Source organism: Pseudonocardia sp. EC080619-01, from assembly GCF_001420995.1.
GTDB lineage: Bacteria > Actinomycetota > Actinomycetes > Mycobacteriales > Pseudonocardiaceae > Pseudonocardia.
Genome location: NZ_CP012184.1, coordinates 3,051,290 through 3,066,832 on the forward strand (window position 1 = coordinate 3,051,290; position 15,543 = coordinate 3,066,832).

Consider the following 15,543-nt stretch of genomic DNA (forward strand, 5'->3'; position numbering starts at 1 on the left):
TCCTTCGCGGGCGGGCCGTGAGCGCGGACGGACCGCGGGCGGTCGGCTCAGCCGGTGGGCACCGGCGGCCGGTTCCACAGCGACGTGGCGGCCGCACACGCCGCCTCGTGGTACGGGCTCGGGGGCCGGTCGCCGGCCCACACATCGACCTTCGGGACGCGCTCGCCGTGCACCCGCAGCAGCCGCTGCAGACCGGCGGTCAGCAGGTGCGGCCGTTCCGCACCACGGACCAGGACGACCCGGGCGCCGTCGCCGCGGACGGCGAGCAGCAGCTCGCGGGCGTCGTCGCGGAGCACCGACAGGGCCGACCATGCGGCCAGGTCCGGCTCACCCGGACCGAACGACGGCGGCACCGGCTCCGCCCCGGCCAGCACCGCACCGACCAGCCGGTGCGACGCCGAGCCGGACGGGACGACCGCGGACAGCAGCTCGCGCTCGTCGTCGGTCAGGCCGATCCGGTGCCGCAGCAGGGTCCGCGGGAGGACGGCGCCGATCGCCTCGTCGTCGCCGGCGGCGACCCAGTCACGCAGCCGCCACAGCAGCTCGTCGGGCACCCGGCCGGCGAGCCGCAGGAGCAGCTCGTGCGCGGCCGGCGCGGCGGCGACGGTGGTCATGGCCTCAGCCGACCTCGACGACCAGTTCCACCTCGACCGGCACGTCCAGCGGCAGGACCGCCACGCCGACCGCGGACCGGGCGTGCGCGCCGGACTCGCCGAACACCTCGCCGAGCAGGTCGGAGGCGCCGTTGACCACACCGGGCTGCCCGGTGAAGGACGGGTCCGATGCGACGAAACCGACCACCTTCACGACGCCGGTGACGGAGTCCAGCCCGACCAGGGCGTCGACGGCGGCGAGCGCGTTCAGCGTGCAGATCCGGGCCAGGTCGTAGGCCTGCTCGGCCGACACCTCGGCGCCGACCTTGCCGGTCGCCGCGACCACGCCGTCCACGAACGGCACCTGGCCCGCGGTGAACACGAGGTTCCCGCTGCGCCGGGCCGGGATGTAGGCACCGGCCGGCGCCGCGACCGGGGGCAGGGCGTGCCCCAGGTCCTTCAGGCGGGCGAGTGCACTCACTGCTGCACCGGCCGCTTGAAGAACGCGACGAGCTGCTCGGCGTTGGCGCCCGCCGTCACCGTGACCAGCTCCCAACCGTCCTGGCCGAAGTTGTCCAGGATCGCCTTGGTGTTGTGGATCAGCAGGGGGGCGGTCAGGTATTCCCACTTCACGACCGGGGAGCTCATGCGCGGACTCTAACCCGTCCGGACCGCGCCGGGCCGCCCCGGACGGCGGATGGCCGTCCCGCTGCGACGGACGTCCGTGTGGCGGCCCAACGGGGCGCGCGTGTGGGGCCCGCCTCGCCACCGGGCCGCTCGCGCGCCCACTCCGTACGCTTGATCGCGTGACGTCGACCGTCCACCCCGAATCCACGGCCCGTCCCGCGCCCTGGCCCGACGAGCTGTCGCACGCGCGGCTGCACGTCGTCTCCGGCAAGGGCGGCACCGGCAAGACCACGGTGGCGGCTGCCCTGGCGCTCGCACTGGCCACCGGCGGGAAGCGGGTGCTGCTGGTCGAGGTCGAGGGCCGGCAGGGCATCGCCCAGGTCTTCGACACCGCCCCGCTGCCGTACGAGGAACGCCGCATCGCGGTCGCCGCGGGCGGTGGCGAGGTGCGTGCGCTGGCCGTCGACACCGAGGCCGCGCTGCTCGAGTACTTCGAGATGTTCTACCGGCTCGGGATGGCAGGCCGGACGCTGCGCCGGATGGGCGCCATCGAGTTCGCGACGACGCTGGCCCCCGGCCTGCGCGACGTCCTGCTCACCGGCAAGGCGAAGGAGTGCGTCACCCGCACCGAGGCCGACGGGCGGCCCGCCTACGACGCCGTCGTCCTCGACGCGCCGCCGACCGGTCGCCTGGTGACGTTCCTCGACGTCACCAAGGCGATGGCCGACCTCGCCAAGGTCGGCCCGATCCATGGTCAGGCCAAGGGCGTCGACCAGCTGATCCACTCCCCGCTCACCGCGGTGCACCTGGTCACGCTGCTGTCCGACCTGCCCGTCACCGAGACCCTCGACACCGTCGCCGAGCTGGACCGGGCCGGTATCCCGCTCGGCTCCGTCGTGGTGAACCGGATGCGGGAGCAGTGGCTGCCGGACCGGTCGGTCACCGCCGCCGCCGGGGGCCGGGTCGACGCCGGCCGGATCCGCAACGGCCTGCAGAGCGCCGGGATCGAGCTGGCGCCCGACGAGATCGACGGGCTGGTCGCCGAGACCGTCGAGCACGCCGTCGCCGTCGCGGGGGAGACCGCGGCACTGCGCCGGCTGGACACCGAACCCGACCCGCCGCTGCCCCGGCTGACGCTGCCCGCCCTGCTCGGCGGCGTCGACCTGGGGTCGCTCTACGAGCTGGCGGAGTCGATGACCGCACAGGGCGTGCACCTGGAGGCCCGGCGATGAGCGAGCTGGAGATCGACGCGCTGATCGACGACCCGGACACCCGTGTCGTCGTGTGCTGCGGGTCGGGCGGCGTGGGCAAGACGACGACGTCGGCGGCACTGGCGCTCCGCGCGGCCGAGCGGGGCCGTCAGGTCGTGGTCCTCACCATCGACCCCGCCCGCCGGCTGGCGCAGGCGCTCGGGCTCGACGAGCTCTCCAACGACCCGGCGCCCGTCCCGGTGGCGACCGGCGAGCTCGCGGCGATGATGCTGGACATGCGCCGCACCTTCGACGAGATGGTGCAGGGGCACGCGCCGCCCGAGAAGGCGCAGAAGATCATCGAGAACCCCTTCTACCAGGTCGTCTCCTCGTCGTTCTCCGGCACGCAGGAGTACATGGCGATGGAGAAGCTGGGTCAGCTCGTCGCCGCCGGGACGTGGGACCTGGTCGTCGTCGACACGCCGCCGTCGCGCTCGGCGCTCGACTTCCTCGACGCGCCGCAGCGCATGTCCCGGTTCCTGGACGGCCGGATGATCAAGCTGCTCGCGGCGCCTGCGAAGGCCGGCGGGCGGGGCCTGCGCCGGATCGTCGAGGCCGGGTTCGGGCTGTTCGCCAAGGCCGTCGGGACGATCATCGGCGGGCAGATGCTGCAGGACGCGTCGGCGTTCGTGCAGGCCTTCGACACCCTGTTCGGCGGGTTCGCCGAGCGGGCCGACAAGACCTACGCGCTGCTGCGCTCGCCGGGGACGGCGTTCCTCGTCGTCGCCGCGCCCGAGCCGGACGCGCTGCGGGAGGCCGCCTACTTCACCGACCGGCTGTCGTCGGAGGGCATGCCGCTCGCCGGTCTGGTGCTGAACCGGACCCACCCGGTGCTCGCGCCGGTGTCGGCGGCGCGCTCCCGGGCCGCCGCCGAGCAGGTCGGCGGGCCCGGCTCGCAGATCGCGGCGGCCGTGCTGCGGCTGCACGCCGACCGGGCGGACCTGCACGAGCGGGAGGAGCACCTGCTCACCCGGTTCTCGGCCGCGCACCCGTCGGTGCCGGTCGTGCGGGTGCCGTCGCTGGCCGGGGACATCGCCGACCTGGACGGGTTGCGGCGGGTCGGTGGCCTGCTGGCCGGGGAGGCCCCGGCGGGGACCGCCGCGACCGGGAGCTGACCCGGGTCAGGGCATCTCGAAGAAGATCATCGGGTTCCGGGTCGTCCCCCGGGCCCCGGTGATCCCCACCTCCGCGCGCACCGCGTCGAGCTCCCGCAGGTTCTCCCGCGCCGCGGTCCGCGCGGCGGTGAACCAGCCGGTGTCGCGCTCGCGCAGCCAGTGCAGGACCTCGGCGCCCTCGGTGAAGGGACGGGCCCACCGCAGGTGGAAGACGTCGTGCACGCTCGCCGGGGTGCCCGGCGCGATCCGCGGGAACAGGTTCTCCAGGTACCAGCGGCCGAACCGGCGCCCGTGGTCGGCGTCGACGAACAGGTAGCCGGTGTCGTCCGGCAGCTCGCCGACGGTGTCCCGCAGGTCTCCCTGGTGGAACGTCCAGCGGTCGCCGGCCAGCGCGGGCGGCACGGTGCGGCGCACGTGGTCGACGAGGTCGAACGAGTGCAGGTGCCCGTGGTCGTTGTCCTGCAGCGCGGACAGGATCCAGGTGGTCGACCAGCCGAAGAACGTGCCGATCTCCACCACGTGCGACGGCCGGTGGTGCCGCAGCAGCAGGTAGGTCAGCTCGGCCTCGACGTCGTCGAGCTGCGGGGTCACCGACGGCGATTCCGCGAGGAACGCCCGCTGCCGGGTGATCACGGCCGACAGGTCGCCGGCGTGGGCCCGGTACAGATCGGACAGGAACCCGAGCCGTTCGGTGGTCTGCACGGGACGACCGTAGCGAGCAGCCGATCATGCCCCGCGTGTGCGTCCGGAGTAGTGGTCGCTGCGCGCCCGGCCGAGCAGCCCCGCCCAGTCGGCGACGTCCGGACGCCTGCGCAGTACCGCCCGCCGCTCCCGCTCGGTCATCCCGCCCCACACCCCGAACTCGACCTGCTGGTCGAGGGCGTGGGCCAGGCACTCGGTGCGGACCGGGCAGGAGTGACAGAACCCGCGGGCCTCGCGCTGGCGGGCGCCGGTGACGAAGAGGTCCTCGGCGTCCCCGGTCCGGCAGCGCGCGGCGACCCGCCAGTTCCAGACCGGACCGGCCGGGCGCCGTCCCGCGGGGCGCAGCCGGGGCCTGCCGGCGCGGCGGGCGTCGATCGGGGTGACGTTCTGCTCGGTCATCGTCGGCACCTCGGCGGGTACGGGCGGGCGCCTGCGGGGCCCGCGGTGGACTCCCGTCGATTCTCGGAAACGGAGGGTGCACGGGGCAGCGCGCAAAACTACGCAACCCGGGGGACGCCGACCTGACGGATTCCTGACCTCCGGCGTCGTAGGGTTGGTCCTCGTGAGGTTCCCCCGCCGCCTGCTCCGCCCGCTCGGCGTCCTCGCGGGCCTGTGCGTCCTGCTCGGTGTGGTCACTGCGGGAATGGCGTTCCCGCTGGCCGGCGGCATCGGCGTGCTGTCCAACGCGGCCGGGGACAGCGTCACGTCCAGTTCGGTGGACCTGGTGAACAACCCGGCCCCGCTGACGACGACCGTCACCGACTCCGAGGGCCGCCCGCTCGCGTACCTCTTCGACCAGAACCGCACCGAGGTCGGGAACGAGCAGATCTCGCCGGCCATGAAGGCGGCGACGCTGGCGATCGAGGACCGCCGGTTCTACGACCACCAGGGCGTGGACTGGCAGGGCACGTTGCGCGCGGTCGTGGCGAACTCGACCTCGGGCGACGTCGTGCAGGGTGCCTCGACGCTGACCCAGCAGTACGTGAAGAACTACATGCTCTACGTGGACGCCCGGACCGAGGCGGAGCGGCTGAAGGCGACCGAGCAGACGGCGGCCCGGAAGCTGAAGGAGGCCCGGGTCGCGCTGCAGCTGGAGCGCCAGCTGTCCAAGGACGACATCCTCAACCGCTACCTCAACATCGTCTTCTACGGGAACGGCTCCTACGGGGTCGCGGCCGGCGCGCGGACGTACTTCAACACCACACCGGACAAGCTGACGGTCCCGCAGGCGGCGATGCTCGCCGGCATGGTCCAGTCGACCACCCGGTTCGACCCGGTCCGGAACCCGGACACCGCGCTCCAGCGGCGCAACCTGGTCATCGAGCAGATGCGCCAGCAGGGGATGATCGACGACGCCCAGGCGAAGCAGGCAACGGCCTCGCCGCTCGGCGTCGCGAACCCGCTGGTCCGGGTGCCGAACGGCTGCAACGGTGCCGGTGACATGGGCTTCTTCTGCAAGTACGTCGTCCAGTACCTCACCGAGGCCGGCTTCTCCGAGGAGCAGATCACCCGGGGCGGCTACACGATCAAGACCACCCTGGACCGGCGCGCCATGACGGAGGTCAAGCGCTCGCTGGACAAGGAGGTCGCCCCGGACACCCCGAACGTCGCCAACGTGATGTCGCTGGTGCAGCCCGGCCAGGACCAGCACCGCGTGCTGGCGATGGGATCGAGCCGGACGTTCGGGCTGGACGCCGACGCCGAGGAGACCAGCTACGGCCTGCCGTACCAGCCGGTCAACCTGGGTGCCGGATCGACGTACAAGATGTTCACGGCGGCCACGGCCCTGGAGAAGGGCCTCGGCATCAACTACTCGATGCAGGTGCCGCCGTCGGGCTACGCGTCGCCGATCTACGTCGACGGCAGCGGGCGCCCGATCCCGGTCGGCAACGCCAGCGAGGGACTGCCCCCGCGGATGAGCATGACCGACGCGCTGGCGCAGTCGCCGAACACCGCGTTCATCAAGCTGGAGGAGTTCACCGGCGTCCCGGACGTCGTGGACATGGCGGTCCGGCTCGGGATGAAGTCGCTGGCGACGACGCCGTTCGTCGACCCGGGCAGCGGTGAGCGCACCGACCGCTCGATCGCCGAGGTGATCAAGGAACAGAAGCTGGCGTCGTTCACGCTCGGCGTGACGCCGACGTCGGTGCTGGAGCTGGCGAACGTCGGCGCCACCCTGTTCTCGCAGGGCAAGTGGTGCCCGCCGACGCCGATCGACACGATCACCGACGCGAACGGCGAGAACGTGCCGATCACCGAGGAGCCGTGCCAGCAGGCCGTCGATCCCGCCCTGGCCAACACTTTGGTGACGGGGATGAGCAAGGACGACATCAGCGGCACCTCGGCCGCGGCCGCCCGCGCGGCGGGCTGGAACCGGCCGATGGCGGGCAAGACCGGGACGACCCAGCAGCACAAGTCGGCGGCGTTCATGGGCGCGGTGCCGGAGATGGCCGGCGCGGTCATCACCTTCGACAACTCGAACTCGCCGCGACCGCTGTGCGACGGCGGCGGCGCCCCGTTCGCCTGCGGCAACGGCAACATCTTCGGTGGCAAGACGCCCGCCCGGACCTGGTACGGCGCCGTGACGCCACTCCTGGCGGGGACACCGCCGACGCCGTTGCCCCCGACCGACCCGCGCTACCTCGACGGCGGGGCCGAGTCGCGGATCCCGGACGTCGTCGGGCGGTCGATCGACGGGGCCCGGGGCGAGCTGGAGGGCCAGGGCTGGCAGGTCACGAGCCGCACCGTGGACAACCGGGCGCCGGAGGGGACCGTCGTCGGGCAGGAGCCGCGGGGCGCGGCGCTGCCGGGTGAACAGGTGACGCTGCAGGTCAGCAGCGGCAGCGTGCCGGCGCCGCCTCCGCCGCCGGGCCGGCCGAGCGGGCCGCCGCCCCCGAACGAGGGGCAGCCGCCGAACGGCGACCCGAACGGCGGCGACGGTGGCGGTGAGGGCGGCCCGCCGCCCGACGGCGGCTGACCCCGGATCCGGGCGGTCCGGTCCGTCACCCGGCCGAGGTGTGCCGGGCCGTGTCCGGTGTCGTACCGAGACGAATGCGCTGGTCCGGGCCTAGCATGCGGGCATGGCCGTGCGGTGGAGGAGCAGGCGTACCGCGCCCGGCCCCGCCGACGACGGGCGCTGGGGCGTGGCGCGGCTCGTCGCGGAACGGGAGGCGTCCCGGCTCGCCCGGGAGCGCGCCGGGACGGCGGTGCCGGAGGCCGTGGCCCCCGAGGGGGGAGCGGATGCGGCAGAGCCCGGAACCGCCGGAGAGCCGGCGGAGACCGCGGAACCGGAGGAGACCGGGACGGGCACCGCGGGGTCCGGGGCGACCGCCCGGGATCCCGTCCCCGGCCCGCGTCGCCCGGCGGGCCCGCCCGATCCCCCGCCGTCCCGGACACCGTCCCCGCCCGCACCCCGCCGCGCCCCGGCCGGCCCGGTCCCGGGACTCCCCGCCCCGCGGCGCCCGCGCCCGTCCACGAGCAGGATCGACGGCCCGGTGTACCGGCCGCCCGCGGTCTCCGCGCGTCCCCCGGTGGACCTGGACCCCGGCCTGATCGGCTTCTCCCGGCTCACCCGTGGCCGCACCGGCGCGCGGGTGTTCACGCTGTTCTTCGTGGCCGTCTTCCTGGTGATCCTCGTCCAGACGCTGTCGACGATCGTCTGAGGCCGTCGCTCCCGTCCGAGGGATGTCGGACCGCCCGACTACCCTGGGACCCGGACGGGCCGTCCGGTGCACGCCGTCCGGCCGGGCACGTCAGGAGGTGAGCCGCGATCGCGTCCCCCGAGTCGCCGCAGCCGGCCTCCACCGCGCACCGCGTGTCGTCGGTGCTGGCGATCCCCGCGTTCCGCCGCCTCTGGTCGGTCACGATCCTGACCTCGACCGGCGAGTGGATGTCGCTGCTCGCGCTCACGTCGCTCGCGACCCACCTCACCGCGCAGGCCGGGTACACGGCGCAGAGCTTCGCGCTCGGCGGCGTCGTCGCGACGAAGCTGGTCCCGTCGCTGCTGTTCGGGCCGCTCGCCGGCGTGCTCGCCGACCGCTTCGACCGGCGCAAGGTGATGGTCACCTGCGACCTGCTGAAGTTCGCGCTGCTGGCGTCGATCCCGTTCGTCGGGTCGCTGTGGTGGCTGCTGCTGGTCACCCTGCTCATCGAGCTGTGCACGATGTTCTGGATCCCCGCGAAGGACGCCGCGGTCCCGAACCTCCTGCGCCGCCCCGACCAGATGGAGGCGGCCGCGCAGCTGGGGCTGATCGTGACCTACGGGGTCGCGGTCGTCGGCGGTGCCGGGCTGTTCGCGCTGGTCAGCAAGGTCGCCCCGCTGATCGACGCGGACCCGGTAGCGGCCGTCCACGTCGCGCTGTTCGTCAACTCGTTCGCCTTCCTGATCTCGGCGCTGGTCGTGTTCTTCCGGGTCCGGGAGATCTCCGGGCGGCCGTCCGCCGCGGACCGCCGCGCTGCGCCGCCGTCGATGCTGTTCCTGCTGCGCGACGGGTTCCGCTTCGTCGTCGACACCCCGCTGGTCCGCGGGCTGGTGATCGGCATCGTCGGCGCCTTCACCGCGGGCGGCGCCGTGATCGCGACCGCGAAGCTCTACGCGGCCAGCCTCGGCGGTGGCGACGCCGCGTACTCGGTGCTGTTCGTCGCCGTCTTCGGCGGGCTCGCGATCGGCATGGGGATCGGGCCGCGGCTGGCCCGTCGCCTGCCGCACAACCGGCTGTTCGGCACCGCGATCGTCGCGGCCGGGGCGTCGCTGGTCGTCGTCGCCGTCGCGGTGCACCTGTTCATGGCGATCGCCGCGGTGATGCTCGTCGGGGGGTTCGCCGGGATCGCCTTCCTCACCGGCCTCACGATCATCGGCACCCAGGTCGCCGACGCGGTCCGCGGCCGGATCAACGCCTTCGTCCAGTCCCTGGTGCGGCTGGTGCTGCTCGGGTCGATGTCGCTCGTGCCGATCGTGGTCGGGGTCGTCGCGACCCGGACGGTCGAGATCGGTGGCGCCGCGTTCGTCGTCGACGGCACGCGGTTCGTGCTGGCGGGCGGCGGGATCGTCGCCGCGGTCGTCGGCACCGTCGCCTACCGGCAGATGGACGACCGCGGGTTCGAGCCGCTGGTCCGGGACCTGGTCGCGGCCCTGCGGTCCGGCGACCGGCGGACCGGGACGGGGCTGCTCGTCGCCGTCGAGGGTGCGACGCCCGAGGAGACGGTCACCCAGGCCCGCCGGCTCGCCGACGCGTTGCGCGAGCGCGGGCACCGGGTCGTCGATCCCGGCCCCGGCGAGCAGGACGCGACGCGCTGGGCCGCCGCGACCCGCGAGGCCGATCTCGAGGGACTGCGTGCCCGGGCGCTCGCGGCCGCGGCCGTCCGGGCGGACCTGGTGGAGCGCGTCGTCCGGCCGGCGCTCGACGGGGGCGCCGTCGTCGTCGTGGACCGGTTCATGGCCAGCCCGCTGGCCCGGTTCGGCGTCGCGGCCGAGCAGATCGGCGCCGGCCCGGACGACGGCGAGCTCGAGGACCTGGCGCGCTGGGCCACCGGTGGGCTGCGCCCGGACGTCTCGGTGCTGCTGGACCGCGCGCCCGAGACCGGGCCGGAGCCCGGTGTGGCGGGTGCCGAGCACGCCCGCGTGCAGCGCCTGCTCGCGAGGACGGTGACCGCCCACGGACCCCAGCGCTCGGTCGTCGTCGACGCCGCGGGTACCGAGGACGACGTGGCCGCCCGCGTCCTCGACGGGGTGCTGCCGTTGCTGCCGGAGGCGGGGATCACGGAGGGGGCGCCGTGAGCGTCTGGGCCGACGTCGTGGGCCAGCCCGCCGCCGTCGCCGAGCTGGGTGCGGCGGCCGCCGACCCGTCGGCGATGACGCACGCCTGGCTGTTCACCGGCCCGCCCGGGTCCGGCCGGTCGAACGCGGCGCGGGCGTTCGCGGCCGCCCTGCAGTGCCCCTACGACGGCTGCGGCGAGTGCGCGGCCTGCCGGACGACGCTGGCCGGGACCCACTCCGACGTGCGGGAGATCAACCCCGAGGGCTTGTCGATCAAGGTCGACGAGATGCGGGCCCTGGTCCAGCTCGCGGCCCGCCGCCCGGCCACCGGCACCTGGCAGATCGTGATCATCGCCGACGCCGACCGGCTCACCGAGGGCGCGTCGAACGCGCTGCTCAAGGCGGTCGAGGAACCGGCTCCCGAGACGGTGTGGCTGCTCTGCGCGCCGTCCGACCACCCCGAGGACGTCCCGGTCACGATCCGCTCCCGCTGCCGCCCGGTGCAGCTGCGCAGCCCGTCCGCCGAGGCGGTCGCCGGTGTCCTGCGGGACCGCGACGGGATCGAGCCCGAGCAGGCGCAGTGGGCGGCGTCGGTGTGCGGCGGGCACGTCGGCCGCGCCCGCCGCCTCGCCCGCGACCCCCAGGCCAGGTCCCGGCGGGAGGAGATCCTCGCCGTGCCGACCCGGCTGCGGCGGCTGGGCGACGCGTTCTTCCACGCCGACGTGCTGATCCGGTCGGCCGAGGGCGAGGCCGAGGAGCTGCGTGCCTCGCGCGACGAGGCCGAGCGGGAGGAGCTCGCCGTCGCGATGGGCGCCGGCGGCACCGGGAAGGGCGCCGCGTCGGCCGCCCGGTCGGCGAAGGCCGCGGAGCGCGACCTGGAGAAGCGGCAGAAGAGCCGGGCCACCCGGACGCAGCGCGACGCCCTCGACCGGGCGCTGGTGGACCTCGCCGGGTTCTACCGGGACGCGATCGTGGCCGCGTCCGGCGCGCAGGTCCCGCTGGCGAACCCCGACCGCGACCGCGAGATCCGTGTCGCGGCCGCCGAGTGGGGGCCGGAGTCGTCGCTGCGCAGGCTGGAGGCGGTGCTGGCCTGCCGGGACGCGCTCGAGCAGAACGTGAAACCGCGGATCGCGGTCGAGGCGATGATGACGGCCCTGCACCGTGGCTGACCGCGACGACCGGCCGCTCGTCCTGACCGCCCTGCTCGACGAGCCCAGCCGGCGTCACCTCGACGACCTGCGGGCCCGGCACTTCCCGCCGGAGCGCAACCACCTCGCCGCGCACCTGACGCTGTTCCACGCGCTGCCCGCCGACACGGCCACCGCCGTGACCGACGACGTCGCCGCCGCCGCGCAGCGGGAGCCCGTCACCGCCCGGGTGTCCGGCCTGCGCCTGCTCGGCCGCGGTGTCGCGTACACGGTGGACAGTCCGGAGCTGCTCGCCCTGCGGCGCGACCTGGCGTCGCGCTGGGCGGAGCGGCTGACCCGGCAGGACGCCGGGAAGTCCGACCTCCACGTGACCGTCCAGAACAAGGTCGATCCGGCCGTCGCCCGCGCGCTGCACGACGACCTCGCCGCCGGGTTCGTCCCGTGGGAGGCGACGGTCACCGGGCTCGCGCTGTGGCGCTACGACGGGGGCCCCTGGGAGCCGGGACCGCGGTTCGCGTTCGGCCGGTGACCGTCCGCGGGCGCCGGTGGGTGCTGCACGAGGGGCTCGGGGCGATCGCTACACTGGTTCCGCACCACGCCGCCTTAGCTCAGACGGCCAGAGCGACGCACTCGTAATGCGTAGGTCGCGGGTTCGATTCCCGCAGGCGGCTCCACGAAGCCCCTGGTAGCGCCGCTACCGGGGGCTTTCGCATGCCGGGTGCACGCCCGCCGGGATCAGAGGGCGGCGAGGACGTCGTAGTCGGTGCCGTCGGTCGTCGCCAGGTAGATGCGTTGCCGGGCGCGCGACCGCTCGACCGCCACGGTTCCCCGCGGGCCGTGGTAGGTGAAGGCCTCCGCCGTCGCGCAGAGTGCGCCGACGTCGCAGGTGCCGGTCTCCTCGACCAGCGCGGCCAGCATCCGCACGCCCTCGTAGCAGGACTCGCCGGGTGCACCCGGGGCCGGCGCCTCCGGGCCGAAGCGGCCGACGTAGCGCGCGCCGAACCGGAGGCTCTCGGCGGTGGGGAGGGCCTCGAAGTAGCCGGCCGAGGCGAAGACGTCCCGGGTGGCGGGCGAGCCGATCGCCCGGAGCATCGACTCGTCCATGAGCGTGGAGAAACGGGCGCACTGGTCCTCGAGGCCACGTGCGGCGAACTGCCGGTGGAAGTGGACGGCGTCGTCGCCGACCAGGAAGAGCAGCACCCCGTCGCAGCCGCTGCTCTCGATCTCCCGCAGGACCTCCCCGTAGTCCGAGGTCCCCAGCGCGACGAACCGCTCACCGTCGATGCCGAGGTCGCGGCGATGTTCGAGGAACCGCCGGACGAGGGCGGTCGACCGGCGGGGCCACACGTAGTCGTCGCCGACGACGAACCAGCGGCGGACGTCGATCTCGCCGGCCATCCAGTCGAGGGCGGGCAGGAGCTGGATCGCGGGTGTCTCACCGATGGCGAACACCCCGGGCGTCGTCTCGCCGCCCTCGTAGAGGGCGGTGTAGACGTAGGGCACGCGCCCCTCCGTCGCCCGGGTGAGGTGCTGCCGGACCACCGAGAGGTGCCAGCCGACCACCGCGTCCACCTCGCCTGCCACGACGAGGCGGTCGATCTCGGCCGCCACCTGCCGCGGCGGGCCGCCGCCGTCGACGATGCGGAGCTCCACCTGCCGGCCGAGCACGCCGCGTCCGGCGTTCAGCTCCTCGGCGGCCAGCCGGGCACACAGGACGCACGACGGTCCGTAGATCGCCGACGGTCCCCGCAGCGGGACCACGACGGCCACCCGGAGGCTCTCGCGGTTCACGGTGTGTCCGTGACCGCGCGCCGGTTCGACGTGTGCACGGTCACATCAACCTGCTCGTGCGAGTGGGCATTCCCCGGAGGGTCAGTGACGGGCCGGTCCCTCACGGCGGGACCCCGGCTCCGGGGAGCAGCAGGGGTCGGCCGGGCCGGGTCCCGGCGCGACCGTGACGTGGTGCGGGCCGTCGACGCGCGGCGTCACGGTGAGCCCGGGCAGCGCGGTCGTCCGGGTGGCCCGGACGGCGTTGAGGATCACCAGGACCTCGGCGGCCTCGTGCACGACGACGACGGCGGCCAGGCCGAGCACGCCGACGGCCGCGAGCGGGACGAGCCCGCCGATGATCAGCAACGAGAGGCCGACGTTCTGCAGCATGATCCGGCGGGCCCGCCGGGCGTGCGCGAGGTTCTGCGGGAGGTGCCGCAGGTCCTCCCCCATGAGCGCGACGTCGGCGGTCTCGATCGCGACGTCGGTCCCCATCGCGCCCATCGCGATGCCGACGTCCGCGGTGGCGAGTGCCGGGGCGTCGTTGACGCCGTCGCCGACCATCGCGATGCGCCGCCCGCCCGCGAGGACGGGCAGCAGGGCGGCCTTGTCCTCCGGCCGCAGCTCGGCGTGCACGGTACTGATGCCGGCCCGCCGGGCGAGGGTGTCCGCGGTGCGCCGGTTGTCGCCGGTGAGCATCGCGACCTCGATGCCGAGGTCACGGAGCCGGCGGACGGCCTCGGGTGCCTCGTCGCGGAGCTCGTCGCGGACCGCGACGGCGCCGAGCAGCGTCCCGCCGCGTTCCACCAGCACGACGGTGGCGCCCTCGCCCTCCAGGCGGTCGACGTCGTCGGCCAGCGGGCCCGGTCCGATCCAGCCGGGCCTGCCGAGCCGCAGTGCGATCCCGTCCCGGGTGCCGGTGAGTCCGTGACCGGCGACGGCGGTGACGTCATCGGCGGGGCGCACGGTGACCGGCCGGTCCGGTCCGCCCGCGGCGCCGAGGATCGCGCGGGCCAGCGGGTGCTCGCTGCGGGACTCCAGCGCGGCGGCGCAGGCGAGCACGTCGGCGCGGTCCCCGCCGGGCACGGCGAGGACGTCGACGACCTCGGGCTCGTTCCGGGTCAGCGTGCCGGTCTTGTCGAGGGCGATCGCGCGGATCCGGCCGAGCTCCTCCAGCGCGGCGCCGCCCTTGACCAGTGCGCCCTGCCTGCCGGCGGCGCCGATCGCGGCGACGACGGTCATCGGCACCGAGATCGCCAGCGCGCACGGCGACGCGGCGACGAGCACCACCAGCGCCCGCTCGATCCACAGCGCCGGGTCCCCCAGCAGTGAACCGGCCGCCGCGACCAGGGCGGCGAGCACCATGATGCCCGGCACGAGGGGCCGGGCGATCCGGTCGGCGAGGCGCTGGCCGGAGCCGCGGCGCTCCTGTGCCTCCTCGACGACGTGCACGATCCGGGCCAGCGAGCTGTCCGACGCCGGCGCGGTCACGTCGACCTCGACCGCGCCGCCACCGTTGATCGTCCCGGCGTGCAGGACGTCGCCGGGCCCGGCCTCGACCGGCACGGACTCGCCGGTGACGGCCGAGGTGTCGAGGCTGGTGCGCCCGGCCCGGACGACGCCGTCGGTCGCGGCCCGCTCGCCAGGGCGCAGGACCAGGACGTCGCCGACGACGAGGTCGCCGGGCGCGACGGTGACCTCGCGTCCGTCCCGCAGCACGGACGCGGTCGGCGGGACGAGTGCGAGCAGCGCGCGCAGCCCGCGCCGGGTCCGCGCCACGGCGTGGTGCTCGAGGCCCTCGGCGATCGAGAACAGGATCCCGAGCAGCGCGGCCTCGGTGATCCGGCCGAGGAGGACGGCGCCGACCGCCGCGATCGTCATCAGGGTGCCGACGCCGATCCGGCCGTGGCGCAGGGCGCCCAGCGCGCCGGGGACGAACGTCGACGCGGCGACCACGGCGGCGAGGAGCTCGATGCCGGTGACCAGGGGCGCAGGGCCGTCGAGGACCGGGCCCACGAGCAGCGCGACGACCAGCAGCGCCGCCGCCACCGCGGCCGGTCGCAGCTCCCGGACGTCCCGGAGGCGGGCGGGCGCCTCGTCGTCCGGCCCGGGGTCGCAGCACGCGTCAGCCATGACCCGCTCCGGACGGCAGCCCGGTGCCCGTGCCGGCGTCGGTGCCGGCGTCGGTGTCGAACAGGACCGACAGCAGGGCCCGGCCGCGGCCGGTGAGCCGGTACATGACCATGCGGCCGTCCTTGCGGGAGGTGACGATCCCGGCCGTGCGGAGCCGACGCAGGTGGTGCGAGACCAGGGCCTGCGAGGACCCGACGATCCACGCGGTGTCGCACACGCAGAGCTCGTCGCCGGCCAGCAGGGCCCGCGCCACACGGAGCCGGGTCGGGTCACCGAGCCCGCGGGCCAGCCCGGCGACGGGTTCGAGCGCGGCGAGCCCGGGCAGCGCGGTCCGGATCCGCTCGGCGTGCGGCAGGTCCAGGCACAGGAGCTCGCAGGTGTCGACCTCGGTCACGCGGACATACTAATACTCGTACGGATGTTTCTACAGGCATGCCGCGGTGGTGGAGC

General features: G+C 74.8%; 15 protein-coding genes and 1 tRNA gene. 8 read left to right on the forward strand and 8 right to left on the reverse strand.

Annotated features, from left to right (window positions below; translation table 11 throughout):
- Positions 1-47: 47 nt before the first annotated feature.
- Genes AD017_RS14320 through AD017_RS34535 form a run of 3 tightly spaced genes read right to left on the reverse strand, consistent with a single transcriptional unit; the run spans position 48 to position 1,241 of the window.
- On the reverse strand, positions 48-614 hold the full coding sequence (locus AD017_RS14320; protein WP_060574523.1) for a hypothetical protein: 567 nt from the start codon (positions 612-614) through the stop codon (positions 48-50).
- A 4-nt stretch (positions 615-618) separates the two neighbouring features.
- Entirely contained in the window at positions 619-1,074 is a 456-nt protein-coding gene (locus AD017_RS14325) for a RidA family protein (protein ID WP_060574524.1), read from the reverse strand.
- On the reverse strand, positions 1,071-1,241 hold the full coding sequence (locus AD017_RS34535) for a DUF4177 domain-containing protein (protein ID WP_010241690.1): 171 nt from the start codon (positions 1,239-1,241) through the stop codon (positions 1,071-1,073). The genes AD017_RS14325 and AD017_RS34535 overlap by 4 nt, the downstream gene beginning before the upstream one ends.
- Before the next feature lie 158 nt (positions 1,242-1,399).
- Here AD017_RS34535 and AD017_RS14330 point away from each other — a divergent pair, with 158 nt between their 5' ends.
- Both AD017_RS14330 and AD017_RS14335 read left to right on the forward strand, forming a co-directional pair.
- On the forward strand, positions 1,400-2,452 hold the full coding sequence (locus AD017_RS14330; protein ID WP_060574525.1) for an ArsA-related P-loop ATPase: 1,053 nt from the start codon (positions 1,400-1,402) through the stop codon (positions 2,450-2,452).
- The gene (locus AD017_RS14335) at positions 2,449-3,585 is read left to right on the forward strand and encodes an ArsA family ATPase (protein WP_010241693.1); all 1,137 of its coding nucleotides are present in this window, start codon (positions 2,449-2,451) and stop codon (positions 3,583-3,585) included. Before AD017_RS14330 ends, AD017_RS14335 begins: the two co-directional genes overlap by 4 nt.
- Positions 3,586-3,591: 6 nt before the next feature.
- Here AD017_RS14335 and AD017_RS14340 read toward each other — a convergent pair whose 3' ends face one another.
- Positions 3,592-4,287, reverse strand: a complete 696-nt coding sequence (locus AD017_RS14340; RefSeq protein WP_060574526.1) for a class I SAM-dependent methyltransferase — start codon at positions 4,285-4,287, stop codon at positions 3,592-3,594.
- A 24-nt stretch (positions 4,288-4,311) separates the two neighbouring features.
- A complete protein-coding gene (locus AD017_RS14345; protein WP_010241696.1) occupies positions 4,312-4,686 on the reverse strand; it encodes a WhiB family transcriptional regulator in 375 nt (124 codons plus the stop codon).
- 163 nt (positions 4,687-4,849) lie between these two features.
- On the opposite strand from AD017_RS14345, the gene AD017_RS14350 reads away from it, so the two are divergent.
- From AD017_RS14350 to AD017_RS14375, 6 genes are all read left to right on the forward strand, one after another.
- Positions 4,850-7,264, forward strand: coding sequence for a penicillin-binding protein (locus AD017_RS14350; RefSeq protein ID WP_060574527.1), 2,415 nt, complete (start codon positions 4,850-4,852; stop codon positions 7,262-7,264).
- Positions 7,265-7,367: 103 nt separating this feature from the next.
- A complete protein-coding gene (locus AD017_RS14355) occupies positions 7,368-7,949 on the forward strand; it encodes a hypothetical protein (RefSeq protein ID WP_139316931.1) in 582 nt (193 codons plus the stop codon).
- Between the two features lie 152 nt (positions 7,950-8,101).
- Positions 8,102-10,063, forward strand: a complete 1,962-nt coding sequence (locus tag AD017_RS14360; protein ID WP_060574528.1) for an MFS transporter — start codon at positions 8,102-8,104, stop codon at positions 10,061-10,063.
- Complete coding sequence (locus AD017_RS14365; protein WP_010225396.1) at positions 10,060-11,211, forward strand: DNA polymerase III subunit delta'; 1,152 nt, start codon at positions 10,060-10,062, stop codon at positions 11,209-11,211. Before AD017_RS14360 ends, AD017_RS14365 begins: the two co-directional genes overlap by 4 nt.
- Complete coding sequence (locus AD017_RS14370) at positions 11,204-11,719, forward strand: 2'-5' RNA ligase family protein (protein ID WP_010225394.1); 516 nt, start codon at positions 11,204-11,206, stop codon at positions 11,717-11,719. The genes AD017_RS14365 and AD017_RS14370 overlap by 8 nt, the downstream gene beginning before the upstream one ends.
- A 68-nt stretch (positions 11,720-11,787) precedes the next feature.
- A tRNA-Thr gene (locus AD017_RS14375) sits at positions 11,788-11,864 on the forward strand.
- Positions 11,865-11,925: 61 nt separating this feature from the next.
- On the opposite strand, the gene AD017_RS14380 is transcribed toward AD017_RS14375, so the two are convergent.
- From AD017_RS14380 to AD017_RS14390, 3 genes are all read right to left on the reverse strand, one after another.
- The gene (locus AD017_RS14380; RefSeq protein WP_060574529.1) at positions 11,926-12,981 is read right to left on the reverse strand and encodes a substrate-binding domain-containing protein; all 1,056 of its coding nucleotides are present in this window, start codon (positions 12,979-12,981) and stop codon (positions 11,926-11,928) included.
- Positions 12,982-13,062: 81 nt separating this feature from the next.
- Complete coding sequence (locus tag AD017_RS14385) at positions 13,063-15,093, reverse strand: cation-translocating P-type ATPase (RefSeq protein WP_060576398.1); 2,031 nt, start codon at positions 15,091-15,093, stop codon at positions 13,063-13,065.
- Positions 15,086-15,487 (reverse strand): metalloregulator ArsR/SmtB family transcription factor, encoded by a 402-nt coding sequence (locus AD017_RS14390; RefSeq protein ID WP_082399249.1) that lies wholly within the window; start codon positions 15,485-15,487, stop codon positions 15,086-15,088. Before AD017_RS14390 ends, AD017_RS14385 begins: the two co-directional genes overlap by 8 nt.
- Between the last annotated feature and the right edge of the window lie 56 nt (positions 15,488-15,543).